We start from the raw sequence: 13,042 nt of genomic DNA on the forward strand, positions 1-13,042 counted from the left end.
AACTAATGTGCCATAGACGGAGGGGACGGGACTGCGGGGTAAACCACAAAATCGGGGGCACAGCGTGCCCCGCGAGGTGTCATCAGCGTGGTGCGAAAGCACCAAAAAAGTGCATCAGCGCGGCTCGAGTTCGTCGAGATCCTGATAGAGCGCGGCGATAGTGTGAATGCGCTGGCGCCCTTCGCTAAGCGTGGTGTGCAGCAGCGCGTTGGCGAGCAGATTCACCAGGCTCATGGCGCTGCTGTAGCTGTCGAAGGCCGAGACGCTCTCCAGCGGCAGGCCGATATGCCAGCGGCTAACGGCTTTCAGCCCGCTGGCCTGCGCTTCGCTCAGCACCAGCACCGGCACGCCGCGGCTTTGCAGCGTCTCCAGCAGCGGACGCACTCCGCGCGGACGGCGGCGAAACGCCACCATCACCACCATATCCTCCCCGGTGAGATCGACAATCTCCTCCGCCAGCGTCTGCCCCGGCTGTGGCATCACCGCCACCTGCCCGCGGCTTTGCAATAACTGCTGGCGCAGATGCAGCGCCACCGGCGCGCTGTTGCGAAAGCCGATAATCACCACCCGCCGGGCGGCGCTCAGGGCGGCGATAATGGCGGCAAACTGCTCCGCATCGAGGCTGTTGATCCACTGGGTCAGGTTCGCCATCTCCTGCTTATAGTGGCGCGCCAGCAGCGTGTTGCCCTGCACCGCCTCGCGGCTTTCCGCCAGCGGCATCCCGCTCTGGCGCAGGGTGCGCAGCTCATCGCGCATCGCTTTGAAGTTGTCGTAACCGAGCCGGCGAAACAGGCGGCTGACGGTCGCTTTCGACACGCCGCTTAAGCGGGCAAGCTCCGCGCTGTTGTAGCTCACCAGGTCGTCGAAGTGGTCGAGAATAAAGGCGGCCACCCGCTGCTCCTGCGGCGAGAGGTGGTCGTAACACGCGCGTAAGCGCATATCGAGCTGCTGCATAACGCCTCCTGCAACTTTTGTTTCAGCTAAAGCTGACACAGTGAAACGTATCGCGTCAATCTGGAACAGCTCTTGCTTAGCACTCTGCTATACCCGCAAAAAAGGAAGCGTGACGATGCAGAGTAATATGGCCCCCTCCGGTATGGCGGTAACGCCCCACCACCTTGCCAGCGAGTCGGCGCTCTCGGTGCTGCGCCACGGCGGTGACGCCATTGAAGCGATGGTCGCGGCGGCGGCCACCATTGCGGTGGTCTACCCGCATATGAACGGCATTGGCGGCGACGGCTTCTGGCTGATCGTGCCGCCGAACGGCGAACCGCTGGCGATCGATGCCAGCGGCGCAGCGGGCCAGCACGCAACCACCGCCTTTTATGACGGGAATGCGCATATTCCCCATCGCGGCCCGCTGGCAGCGTTAACCGTGCCCGGCACATTGAGCGGCTGGGAGGAGGCGCTGGCGTTCTCCACCTCACTCGGCGGCGGGCAGCTTCCCCTTTCGCGCCTGCTGGCGGACGCCATTCGCTACGCCGCCGAGGGCATTCCCGTTACCCAGTCACAGGCCAGCGCCACCCAGGCGAAATACGCTGAACTGGTCGATGTCCCCGGTTTTGCCGACACCTTTTTACCTGATGGCAACGCGCCTTTGGCGGGGAGCCGCTTTTGCCAGCCGAAACTGGCGCGCACCTTAACCCGGCTTGCCACCGAGGGGTTAGACAGTTTTTATCGCGGCCCGCTGGCAACCATTATCGCCGCTGAAATGGCGGCTTTAGGCCTGCCGGTGACCGCGCAGGATCTCGCCGCTCATCGCGCCCAGCGCCGCGTGCCGCTGCGGCTCGCGCACAGCCAGGGCGAGGTGTTCAACATGACGCCGCCTACCCAGGGGCTGGTGTCGCTGGCGATCCTCGGCATTACCGATCACCTGGCGATGGAGCAGGCCAGCGAAGTGCAGACCATCCACCGGATTGTCGAAGCGACCAAAAAAGCCTTTGGCCTGCGCGACCGCTATATCACCGATCCGCGCCACGTCACGCTGCCGGTGCAGAGCCTGCTGGAGCAGGCACCGCTGGAACAGCTCGCCGCCAGCATCAATGAGCAGCGCGCCGCCCCCTGGGGCCCAGGCAAAGGACCGGGGGATACGGTGTGGATGGGCGTGGTGGATAAAAACGGGCTGGCGGTGTCGTTTATCCAGAGTATCTATCACGAGTTTGGCAGCGGCGTAGTGCTGCCGGAGAGCGGCGTGCTGCTGCAAAACCGCGGCGCGGCCTTCAGCCTCGACCCGCAACATCTGCTGGCGCTGATGCCGGGCAAACAGCCATTCCACACCTTAAACCCGGCGGCGGCGCGGCTTAACGATGGCCGCACCATGGTCTACGGCACGATGGGCGGCGACGGGCAGCCGCAGACTCAGGCGGCGATCTTTACCCGCCATGTGTTGCAGGGAATGGGATTGCAGGAAGCGGTCTGCGCCCCGCGCTGGCTGCTCGGGCGCACCTGGGGGCAGACCTCCGACAGCCTGAAGCTGGAGAACCGTTTTAGCGAAGAGACGGCGCAGGCACTGCGCGCTATGGGCCATGAAGTGGAGTGGCTGCCCGGTTTAAGCGAGGCGACCGGCCATGCCGGTGCGATTGTGCGCCATGCCAACGGCATGCTGGAGGGGGCGTTTGATCCGCGCAGCAACGGCAGCGCGGCAGGTTTCTAAGGAGCGATGATGAATAACAACGCAACAGACTGGCCGGCGTGGATCCGGCTGATGGAGCAGATACTTGATGTGCCGCTTGATGACGCGCGCCGCGCAGAGCTTGAAGTGCAGCTGGCGCGCATCGCGGCGATGGCGCAGCCGCTGATGCAGTTTCCCCTGCCCCCTCGTCAGGAAGGGGCGGGAGAGTACCGCTTATGAATCTGTCGATTGAGGATATTCAGCGCGGGCTGCGCGAGAAGTGGTTCAGCGCGCACGAACTGGCGCAGCAGACGTTATCGCGCATCGATCAACTTAACCCGGGCATTAATGCCTTTACTGAAATCACCGCCCCGCGCCTGCTTGCTGAAGCAGACCAGATTGATCGCCGGATCGCGCAGGGCGAGACGCTGCCGCCGCTGGCGGGCGTGCCGTTTGCGGTGAAAAACCTGTTTGATATTGCAGGCGTGACGACGCTGGCTGGCGCGGAGTTGTTCAGCCAGGATGCGCCCGCCGCGCAGGATGCCTTTGCCCTGCGCCAGCTCCATCACGCCGGGGCGCTGCTGGCCGGAGGGCTTAATATGGACGCCTATGCCTATGGCTTCACCACCGAAAACAGTCACTACGGCGCGACGCGCAACCCGCGCGATCGCACCCGCGTAGCGGGCGGCTCCTCCGGCGGTTCAGCGGCGGCGGTCGCGGCGGGGATGGTCAATTTCGCTCTCGGCACCGACACCAACGGCTCGATCCGCGTGCCTGCTTCTCTCTGCGGCGTGAATGGCCTGAAACCAACCTTCGGGCGTTTGTCGCGCAGCGGCAGCCACCCCTTTGTGCCGAGCCTCGATCATATCGGCCCACTGGCGCGCACCGTCGACGATCTGACGCGGGTTTATGACGCCTTGCAGGGGCGCGATCCGGACGATCGCGCCCAGGCGGATCGCCCGAACGAGGCGGCACTTACGCAGCTTACCCGCGACGATCCGCTGCGCTGCGCGGTGCTGGAGGGGTTCTTCACCACCTGGTGCGATAACGATGCCCGCGACGCGCTAAGCCAGGTGGCTCGCGCGCTGGCAGCGGATCGCGCGATGACGCTGCCGCAGGCGGAGCTGGCACGTTCGGCGGCGTTTGTGCTGACCGCTGCCGAAGGGGGTAATGCGTACCTGCCTGCCCTGCGCACGGCGGCGGATAAGTTTGAGCCGAACTCGCGCGAGCGTCTGCTGGCGGGGGCGATGACGCCGTCGGCGTGGTATACGCAGGCGCAGCGCTTCCGGGCCTGGTTTCGTGATGAGACGCTGGCGCTGTTTAAGGATGTCGATCTGCTGCTCGCTCCCGCCACGCCGTGCAGCGCCACGCAGATTGGTGATGCAACAATGCGCATTAACGGCTGTGACCTGCCGGTCAAAGCGAGCATGGGGATGCTGACGCAGCCGATTTCGTTTCTCGGCCTGCCGGTGGTGACCGTGGCGCTGAAGAGTGAGCGCGGGCTGCCAATTGGCGTGCAGATTATTGGCGCGCCGTGGCAGGAGGCGCGCTGTTTACAGGCAGCATGGCGGCTGGAGCAGGCCGGGCTTCTTTATCCGCAGGAGGGAACATGAATCGCGACAATATTGACCGCCCGCTGATCCTCAACGAGGTGACGGCGGCGTTTTATCGCTATGAGCAGGCGTTGATCAGTAATGATGTGGCGGTGCTGGATGAGCTGTTCTGGGATGACGGGCGTACGGTGCGCTACGGAGCGACGGAGAATCTTTACGGCATGGCGGCGATCCGCGATTTTCGCCAGGCGCGCCCGTCGGCCGGATTAGAGCGGGTGTTACGCAATACCACCATCACCACCTTTGGCGATGAGATGGCGGTGGCGAGCACCGAGTTTACCCGCGAAAACAGCGAGCGCATCGGCCGCCAGATGCAGACATGGGTGAAGTTCCCGTTCGGATGGCGGATTGTCGCCGCTCATGTGAGTGTGATGCAGTAAGTGGTGCGGTTTGATTGCCGGATGGCGGCTGCGCCTTATCCGGCCTACAACACCAGGATCTTCATCGTAGGCCGGATAAGCGTTAGCGCCATCCGGCAGTGTGATGCGGTGCGGCCGAATTGTACAAAAACCGCGGTCGTTATTCGTAGGCCGGATAAGCGTCAGCGCCATCCGGCAGTGTGATGCGGTGCGGCCCAATTGTACAAAAACCGCGGTCATTATTCGTAGGCCGGATAAGCGATAGCGCCATCCGGCAGTGTGATGGGGTGTGGCACGAGTGTTACAAAAACCGGGGTCATTATTCGTAGGCCGGATAAGCGTTAGCGCTATCCGGCAGTGTGATGCGGTGTGGCACGAGTGTTACAAAAACCGCGGTCATTATTCGTAGGCCGGATAAGCGTCAGCGCCATCCGGCAGTGTGATGCGGTGCGGCCCAATTGTACAAAAATCACGGTCATTATTCGTAGGCCGGATAAGCGTTAGCGCCATCCGGCAGTGTGATGCGGTGCGGCCCGAGTGTTACAAAAACCGCAGTCGTTATTCGTAGGCCGGATAAGCGCCAGCGCCATCCGGCAGTGTGATGCGGTGTGGCCCGAGTGTTACAAAAACCGCGGTCGTTATTCGTAGGCCGGATAAGCGTTAGCGCCATCCGGCAGTGTGATGCGATGTGGCCCGAGTGTTACAAAACCGCGGTCATTACTCGTAGGCCGGATAAGCGTCAGCGCCATCCGGCAGTGTGATGCCATCAGCCGATGCGGCCTGTTTGCCGGATGGCGGCTTTGCCTTATCCGGCCTACAACAGCTGCAAAATTGCTGTGGCCACAACGGCTGAAGAGTTACCCTTCGTGCAGCCCGCATTCGCGTTTCAGGCCGAAGAAGCGCGTCTCCTCTTCTGCCATGCCCGGCTCCCATTTGCGGGTGGTATGGGTATCGCCCACCGAGAGATAGCCCTGATCCCACAGCGGATGGTACTTAAGCCCCTGCTTTTGCAGATACTGGTACACCGTGCGGTTATCCCAGTCGATGATCGGCAGCACTTTGAACACGCCGCGCTGAATGCCCAGCACCGGCAGCTCCGCGCGGCTCCCGGATTGCTCACGGCGCAGCCCGGCGAACCAGGTTTGCGCATTGAGATCAGCCAGCGCCCGGTTCATCGGCTCGACTTTGTTGATCTGGTTGTACTTCTCAATCCCTTCCACGCCCTGCTCCCACAGCTTGCCGTAGCGCGCTTCCTGCCAGGCCGGGCTCTGCTCGGCGCGATAGACCTTAAGGTTTAAGTTGAGCTTCTCCGTCAGCTCATCAATAAACTGGTAGGTCTCCGGGAAGAGATAGCCGGTATCGGTCAGGATCACCGGGATATTCGGGCAGACCTGGTTGACCAGGTGCAGGCTGACCGCCGCCTGAATGCCGAAGCTGGATGAGAGCACATACTCACCCGGCAGGTTTTCCAGCGCCCACGCCACGCGCGCTTCGGCGGTGAAGGTTTCAAGCTGGGCGTTGGTGTCGGCCAGCTGCTGGTCGCGTTCCTCTTTCGCCAGCGCGTTGAGCGCGTTCAGATCGAGTATGGACATAGGTTCCTCACAGTTTTGTTACCGAGTGGCGTGTTCAGTGCCGGATAGCGGCTTCGCCTTATCCGGCCTGCAACGCTTATTCCCAAAAATCGCGCGCCGGATCTAATACCGGGCGGATAATGCCGCTGCGCACGGTGAAATCGCCGAAGCCTTCACCCGCTTCGCGCTCCTGCGCCCAGCGCCCGACGAGGGTATCGATCTCGCCTAAGATCTCCGGTTCGGTAATGTTTTCGTGGTACATACGCGGAATGCGCGTACCGCTGCGGTTGCCGCCGAGGTGCAGGTTGTAACGACCCGGTGCTTTGCCCACCAGGCCAATCTCCGCCAGCATTGCGCGGCCACAGCCGTTCGGGCAGCCGGTGACGCGCAGCACGATATGCTCGTCGCCAACGCCATGTTTCACCATCAGCTCTTCCACTTTATCGACGAAGGAAGGCAGGAAACGCTCCGCTTCCGCCATCGCCAGCGGGCAAGTCGGGAAGGAGACGCAGGCCATCGAGTTTTCGCGCTGCGGCGTTACCGCATCCATCAGACCGTGGCTACGCGCCAGCTGCTCGATCGCCGCTTTCTGGCTCTCCGGCACGCTGGCGATAATCAGGTTCTGGTTGGCGGTAATGCGGAACTCGCCCTGGTGGATCTTCGCGATCTCCAGCAGGCCAGTTTTCAGCGGGCGTCCCGGATAATCCAGGATGCGGCCGTTTTCAATAAACAGCGTCAGGTGCCAGTTGTTGTCGATCCCTTTGACCCAACCGATGCGATCGCCGCGACCGGTAAACTCATACGGGCGGATCGGCTCAAACTTGATCCCCGCGCGGCGTTCCACTTCCGCTTTGAAGGTCTCAACGCCGACGCGCTCAAGGGTGTATTTGGTTTTGGCATTTTTACGATCGGTACGGTTACCCCAGTCGCGCTGGGTAGTGACCACCGCTTCCGCCACTGCCAGCGTATGCTCCAGCGGCAGGTAGCCAAACTCGCTCGCCGTGCGGGCGTAGGTTTTCTTGTTACCGTGCTCAATGGAGAGCCCGCCGCCGACCAGCAGGTTAAAGCCGACCAGTTTGCCATTCTCGGCAATCGCCACAAAGTTCATGTCGTTGGCGTGCAGATCGATATCGTTCTGCGGCGGGATCACCACCGTGGTTTTGAACTTACGCGGCAGATAGGTCTGGCCGAGGATCGGCTCTTCGTCGGTGGTGGCGACCTTCTCCTGATCGAGCCAGATCTCCGCATAGGCGCGGGTGCGCGGCAGCAGATGCTCGGAGATCTTCTTCGCCCACTCGTACGCTTCGGCGTGCAGCTGCGATTCGAACGGGTTTGAGGTGCAGAGCACGTTACGGTTCATGTCGTTGGCGGTCGCCAGCGCATCAAGACCGACAGAGTGCAGCATCTGGTGCACCGGCTTCACGTTCTTCTTCAGAATGCCGTGAAACTGGAAGGTCTGGCGGTTAGTCAGACGGATGCTGCCGTAAATGGTGTTGTCATGGGCGAACTTATCGATCGCCTGCCACTGTTTGGTGGTGATAACGCCGCCCGGCAGGCGGCAGCGCAGCAGCATTGCGTGGCGCGGTTCGAGTTTTTGCTCGGCGCGCTCGGCGCGAATGTCGCGATCATCCTGCTGGTACATGCCGTGAAAACGGATCAGCAGGAAGTTGTCGCCGGTGAAGCCACCGGTCAGACCGTTATTTAAATCTTCGGCGATGGTGCCGCGCAGATAGTTACTCTCAAGCTTCATGCGCTCGGCATCGGCCAGTTTGCCTTCGACCACCAGAGGGCCGGGATGTTTTTCGCTCATTAGTAGACATCTCGCTGATAACGGCGCTCAACGCGCAGCTCACTTAAAAATTCATCCGCCGCTTCGGTATCCATGCCACCGAATTCGGCAATCACGTCCAGTAAAGCCTGCTCAACGTCTTTCGCCATGCGATTGGCGTCGCCGCAGACATAAATGTGGGCACCCTCATTGATCCAGCGCCACAGCTCTGCGCCCTGTTCGCGCAGTTTGTCTTGTACGTATATTTTCTCTTTTTGATCCCGCGACCAGGCGAGATCGATACGGCTCAGCACGCCCTCTTTCACATAGCGCTGCCACTCCACCTGGTAGAGGAAATCCTCGGTAAAGTGCGGGTTGCCAAAGAAGAGCCAGTTTTTGCCCGGCGCTTCATCGGCGGCGCGCTGTTGCATAAAGGCGCGGAACGGCGCGATGCCGGTGCCAGGGCCAATCATAATGACCGGCGTTTCCGGGTTGGCCGGCAGGCGGAAGTGGTCGTTATGCTCGATAAAGACGCGCACTTCCCCCTCCTCTTCCACGCGATCGGCGAGGAAGCTTGAGGCACCACCGGCACGCGGACGGCCTTCAATCTCATACCGCACCACGCCGACGGTGACGTGCACTTCGCTCTCCACTTCTGCCTGCGCAGAGGCGATGGAGTAGAGGCGCGGCGTCAGCGGGCGCAGCAGGCCAATCAGCGCATCGGCATCGAGCTGCGCCGGGGAGAAGCGCACCATATCAACAATAGGCGTGGTCGCGGCGTAGTGCTGCAACTTCGCTTTATCACCCACCAGCGGCAGCAGCGATTCGCTGCGCGTCAGAGTGGCGTAGTTCTCAACGATATTGGCGGTGTTAACGGTCAGCTCGAAATGCCACTGTAAAGCTTCAGCCAGCGGCAGGGTTTTGCCGTCAACGGTGACTGGCTCGTCGCCCTTCAGCCACAGCAGCTCCACCAGCTCTTGCACCAGTGCCGGATCGTTCTGGTACCAGACGCCGAGCGCGTCGCCAGGCTGGTAGCGCAGGCCAGAGTCGCCAAGATCGATTTCGATATGGCGAACATCTTTTTCCGAGTTACGGCCGGTAATTTTCTGGTTAACGGAGAGGGTCGCGGCAAGCGGCGCCTCTTTGGTATAGGGGCTGGAGGTGACTTCATTCACCGCGCCGCTGGTGCTGGCTGCGGTTTGTGCAGGCGTAGCGGCCGGGGCGCGGGCTTTCAGCACTTCGACCACGCGCGCGCGCCACTCGGCGGCGGCGGCCTGGTACTCAACGTCGGCATCAACGCGATCGAGCAGACGCTCAGCGCCCAGCTCTGCCAGCTTGCTGTCGAAATCTTTCCCCGCCTGGCAGAAGAACTCATAAGAGCTGTCGCCGAGGCCAAACACCGCAAAGGCAGTATCGGTAAATTTCGGCGCTTTTTTCGAAAAGAGGAATTTATGCAGTGCTACCGCTTCTTCCGGCGCATCCCCCTCGCCCTGCGTTGAGGCGACAATCACCAGCAGTTTCTCGTTGGCAATCTGTTTGAATTTGTAGTCGCCCGCGTTGACCAGGTTGACGCTCAGTTTCGCCGCCAGCAGATCGTCGCGCAACGCTTCAGCGACGCGGCGCGCATTGCCGGTCTGCGAGGCGGAGATCAGGGTAATCGATGGGGTTTCGGCAACGGGTGCGGCAGTGGCAACGGCCGCCGCGCCGGGCTGCTGATTGAGCACGCCCCAGAAATAGCCGGAAACCCAGGCGAGCTGGGTGGGAGTCAAATCGGTGGTGGCCGCCTGGAGGCGCGCCAGTTGCTCCGGGTTTAACGGGAGCAACGCGGAAGATGGGGCCTGGGTTGTCATGCGTCGTTATGTTCCAGTAGCAAAGCTGTTTTTATGTTTTGAAAAACAGAAGAGAAAGTAAGGTTAACGGCGGGGATAATAACAATTAAAGAAAGGTTGGAAATAATAAATAACCAAAAGGACTAACCTGTTTTAGCTATCATCGTTAACAGTAAAACAGGTTGAATAAGTGACTGAATTTTAGCGATAAATCGACTGCTTCGTTAAGCGCGTGCAGCGGTAATCGTTTTTAGCGGTTTTAGTTAATGCTAAAAAAGGTCATTTCCGCTACCATTCGGCGGTTTTTGTAGCCTGAGAGTGCATTATGTCGACCACCTTGTTTAAAGATTTCACCTTCGAAGCCGCGCACCACCTGCCCCATGTTCCTGAGGGACATAAGTGCGGCCGCCTGCATGGCCACTCCTTTATGGTGCGCCTGGAGATCACCGGCGAGGTGGACCCTTATACCGGCTGGATTATGGATTTCGCCGAGCTGAAAGCGGCGTTTAAACCGCTCTACGACAGACTGGATCACTACTATCTGAATGAGATCCCGGGGCTGGAAAACCCGACCAGCGAAGTGCTGGCGAAATGGATTTGGGATCAGATGAAGCCGGTTGTGCCGCTGCTAAGTGCGGTGATGGTGAAAGAGACCTGTACCGCCGGATGCGTCTACCGCGGCTGATCCTCTGCGTAAAACAACAAACCCGCCGCTGGCGGGTTTTGTTTTTTCAGGCGATGTTGAGATATTTGTGCGTCTGCATCGACAGCCGCCAGTTGCGCGCAATGCAGGTTTCAATGCACAGACGCGTGGCGTCCTCTTTCTGGCTGATCGGCTGCAGGGCGATAACCCGCTGCTTCTGATCGTGCAGTTGCGCCAGCAGTTCATCCAGCGCTTCGATATCGCGCATGCGCCCGACCGGGTGCTTGATCTCATCGGCCCGCTCCAGCGCCTGCTGCAGCACATCATACCCACCGCGCATATTCACCTTCGGCGAAACCGTCACCCAGGTGGAGTGGGAGGTACGTACTTCGTGGGTGCCGCTGGTTTCGATCTGGCAGCTAAAGCCGTGCTTCTCAAGCAGCGCGGTGAGCGGGATAAGGTCGTGGATGCAGGGTTCGCCGCCGGTGATCACCACGTGGCGCGCCGTCCAGCCCTGGCGCTCAATAATGGCGAGCAGATCTTCGCTGCTGGCCGCCCCCCACTTGTCGCTCTCTTTGGTCTTGGCAAGAATGCTGTAGAGCGACACCTCCCGATCCGCGAGCTTATCCCAGGTGTGTTTGGTGTCGCACCAGGCGCAACCAACCGGGCATCCCTGTAAACGAACAAAAATGGCGGGAACGCCGGTGAAGTAACCCTCGCCTTGCAGGGTCTGGAACATCTCGTTAATCGGGTACTGCATGCTGGCTCTTTATTGAAGTGAAAAAAGGGATTATTGCAGATAACCCGCCGCCGATCATGTGCCATTTGCGCTTTGCCGTAACATCTCCGGCGGCTACTACGCCATTTATGGCGAATTGTCAGCGGTAAAAGAGTGCCGCTATGATGTGGCGAATCTCCCCCAGCCCTGCAAGGAAGTTGCTTTATGGCACGCGTAGTCACTTTATTGCTGCTGTTCGTGAGCATGACGTTTCAGGCCCACGCGCTCCCGGTGCCGTCGATGCGCGGCTTCGTCAACGATCCGCTCGCCCTGTTTGCGACCGAGGATAAGTTGTCGCTTATTAGCGAGGTCGCGGAGATTAACAGGCGAACCGGCGCGCAGGTCGCCGTGCTGGTGTTGCCCTCCCTTGAGGGAGAGAACCTCGAAACGTTTGCCACGCAAACCTTTAATGAGTGGCGGCTCGGCAGTGCGCAGCGCAATGACGGCGTGCTGATCCTTGTGGCATGGCAAGATCGCCGGGTGCGCGTGGAGGTCGGCCGCGGTCTTGAAACCACCATCAGCGATGCGCTGGCAAGCCAGGTGATCAAAGAGCAGATGCTGCCCTACTTCAGGGAGGGGGATCTGCTCTCCGGCTTACAGCACGGGCTGGAAGGGATTGATGCGCTGCTGAGTGGGCAACCGCTGCCGTCGCCCGCCTCCGCCTCGTGGGCGTGGGTGCGCGGAAAGCTGGTTAACTTCTCTTACTGGCAAGGGTTGCCCTTTCTCGCCGTCGGCCTCTTTTTACTGATCCTCAAGCGTAAAAAGAGAACGGTGCGGGTGATCTTTTTTGGCTCTCTGTTGCTGACCCCGGCACTCGCCATCACCTCTGAGTTTGTCTCCTGGGTAATGCCTTTTGTCTGGCTCAGCTTCTCTATCCCTTTTATCAGCATCTTTTCCGGATTGTTCTTCCTGTGGCTCTACCCGCAGCGCTTGATGGCTGTCGGCGGCGGCACGGTGCGCGATGACAGCGCCACCTGGACCTCGACCAGCACCAGCCATCTTCACCACCATTCGGGCGGTGATAGCGGCAGCCACAGCAGCAGTGATAGCTCAAGCTCCGGTGACGGCGGCTCCAGCGACGGCGGCGGCTCGTCAGACAGCTGGTGAACTTATTGCGTCGGTAAAACGGCGCGTGATCTGCTGCGGGCGGGTAATCGCACCGCCCACTACCACCGCATGGGCACCGAGCGCCAGGCAGCGCGCCGCGCGCGCGGGGGTATCAACATTCCCTTCGGCAATGACCGGAATGGCAACGGCTGCGAGCACGGCTTTGAGCAGGGCAAAGTCACTCTCCGGCAGCGTATGGCCTTTTGTCTGCGGCGTATAACCGTAGAGCGTGGTGCCGACGCAGTCGAAACCGACCTGCTCTGCTATCACTGCCTCTTCAACGCTTGCGATATCCGCCATTAATAACAGTGCGGGCCAGCGGGCGCGGATCCCGGCGACCAGCTGTGCGAGGGTCTCGCCGCCGGGGCGCGGGCGCTGGGTGGCATCAAGCGCAATCATCTCTGGCGCGGCAGGCATCAGTTCATTCACTTCGCGCAGCGTGGGAGTGATAAACACCTCGCTGTCGGGGTAGTCGCGCTTGATAAGGCCAATCACCGGCAGCGCGACCTGCTGCCTGATGGCCTCAATATCCGCCACGCTGTTAGCCCTAATTCCCGATGCTCCACCCTCGGCGGCCGCCAGCGCCATCCTCGCCATAATAAACGGGCTATGTAGCGGCTCATTTTCCAGCGCCTGGCACGAGACCACCAGCTTGCCTTTGATTTGCTCTAACATCGTCGGACTCCCTCTGACTTTTTAATGTTATGTTTATTATTGTCGTTAAAAGCGAAAGTGCCTGCCCGTTATTAGCGCATGCGAATCG

General features: G+C 60.6%; 12 protein-coding genes. 6 read left to right on the forward strand and 6 right to left on the reverse strand.

The genetic code is table 11. The features are described 5' to 3' along the window. Positions 1–114: 114 nt before the first annotated feature. Positions 115–954, reverse strand: coding sequence for a MurR/RpiR family transcriptional regulator (locus N7V53_RS05995; protein WP_042717664.1), 840 nt, complete (start codon positions 952–954; stop codon positions 115–117). Between the two features lie 115 nt (positions 955–1,069). Here N7V53_RS05995 and N7V53_RS06000 point away from each other — a divergent pair, with 115 nt between their 5' ends. From N7V53_RS06000 to hpxZ, 4 genes are read left to right on the forward strand one after another with little or no spacing between them, the layout of a single operon-like run. Next, on the forward strand, positions 1,070–2,653 hold the full coding sequence (locus N7V53_RS06000; RefSeq protein ID WP_279792645.1) for a gamma-glutamyltransferase family protein: 1,584 nt from the start codon (positions 1,070–1,072) through the stop codon (positions 2,651–2,653). Positions 2,654–2,659: 6 nt separating this feature from the next. After that, complete coding sequence (gene hpxX, locus N7V53_RS06005; protein ID WP_279792646.1) at positions 2,660–2,851, forward strand: oxalurate catabolism protein HpxX; 192 nt, start codon at positions 2,660–2,662, stop codon at positions 2,849–2,851. Continuing rightward, the gene (locus N7V53_RS06010) at positions 2,848–4,224 is read left to right on the forward strand and encodes an AtzE family amidohydrolase (RefSeq protein WP_279792647.1); all 1,377 of its coding nucleotides are present in this window, start codon (positions 2,848–2,850) and stop codon (positions 4,222–4,224) included. The genes hpxX and N7V53_RS06010 overlap by 4 nt, the downstream gene beginning before the upstream one ends. Beyond that, positions 4,221–4,604, forward strand: a complete 384-nt coding sequence (gene hpxZ / locus N7V53_RS06015) for an oxalurate catabolism protein HpxZ (RefSeq protein WP_094419427.1) — start codon at positions 4,221–4,223, stop codon at positions 4,602–4,604. Before N7V53_RS06010 ends, hpxZ begins: the two co-directional genes overlap by 4 nt. Before the next feature lie 836 nt (positions 4,605–5,440). Here hpxZ and cysH read toward each other — a convergent pair. The 3 genes from cysH to cysJ all read right to left on the reverse strand — a co-directional run bounded on the left by cysH (position 5,441) and on the right by cysJ (position 9,772). Beyond that, entirely contained in the window at positions 5,441–6,175 is a 735-nt protein-coding gene (cysH, locus tag N7V53_RS06020) for a phosphoadenosine phosphosulfate reductase (RefSeq protein ID WP_023479475.1), read from the reverse strand. A gap of 76 nt (positions 6,176–6,251) precedes the next feature. Continuing rightward, on the reverse strand, positions 6,252–7,964 hold the full coding sequence (gene cysI / locus N7V53_RS06025) for an assimilatory sulfite reductase (NADPH) hemoprotein subunit (protein ID WP_279792648.1): 1,713 nt from the start codon (positions 7,962–7,964) through the stop codon (positions 6,252–6,254). Then, positions 7,964–9,772: an NADPH-dependent assimilatory sulfite reductase flavoprotein subunit gene (cysJ, locus tag N7V53_RS06030; protein ID WP_279792650.1), complete on the reverse strand. Its 1,809-nt coding sequence runs from the start codon at positions 9,770–9,772 to the stop codon at positions 7,964–7,966. The genes cysI and cysJ overlap by 1 nt, the downstream gene beginning before the upstream one ends. A gap of 304 nt (positions 9,773–10,076) precedes the next feature. Here cysJ and queD point away from each other — a divergent pair, with 304 nt between their 5' ends. Further along, positions 10,077–10,436: a 6-carboxytetrahydropterin synthase QueD gene (gene queD / locus N7V53_RS06035; protein ID WP_023479478.1), complete on the forward strand. Its 360-nt coding sequence runs from the start codon at positions 10,077–10,079 to the stop codon at positions 10,434–10,436. Between the two features lie 46 nt (positions 10,437–10,482). Here the strand turns inward: queD and queE are convergent, their stop codons facing one another. Next, positions 10,483–11,154 carry a 7-carboxy-7-deazaguanine synthase QueE gene (gene queE / locus N7V53_RS06040; RefSeq protein ID WP_124969612.1) on the reverse strand — a complete coding sequence of 224 codons (672 nt, stop codon included), beginning with the start codon at positions 11,152–11,154 and terminating at the stop codon, positions 10,483–10,485. Between the two features lie 183 nt (positions 11,155–11,337). On the opposite strand from queE, the gene N7V53_RS06045 reads away from it, so the two are divergent. Then, positions 11,338–12,279, forward strand: coding sequence for a TPM domain-containing protein (locus N7V53_RS06045; protein ID WP_279792653.1), 942 nt, complete (start codon positions 11,338–11,340; stop codon positions 12,277–12,279). Here the strand turns inward: N7V53_RS06045 and N7V53_RS06050 are convergent. Then, positions 12,265–12,954: an N-acetylmannosamine-6-phosphate 2-epimerase gene (locus N7V53_RS06050; protein WP_279792655.1), complete on the reverse strand. Its 690-nt coding sequence runs from the start codon at positions 12,952–12,954 to the stop codon at positions 12,265–12,267. The genes N7V53_RS06045 and N7V53_RS06050 overlap by 15 nt on opposite strands. Positions 12,955–13,042: the final 88 nt, after the last annotated feature.

Origin of the sequence: Kosakonia sp. HypNH10 (genome assembly GCF_029850615.1) — a bacterium.
GTDB classification, from domain to species: Bacteria; Pseudomonadota; Gammaproteobacteria; order Enterobacterales; family Enterobacteriaceae; genus Kosakonia; species Kosakonia cowanii.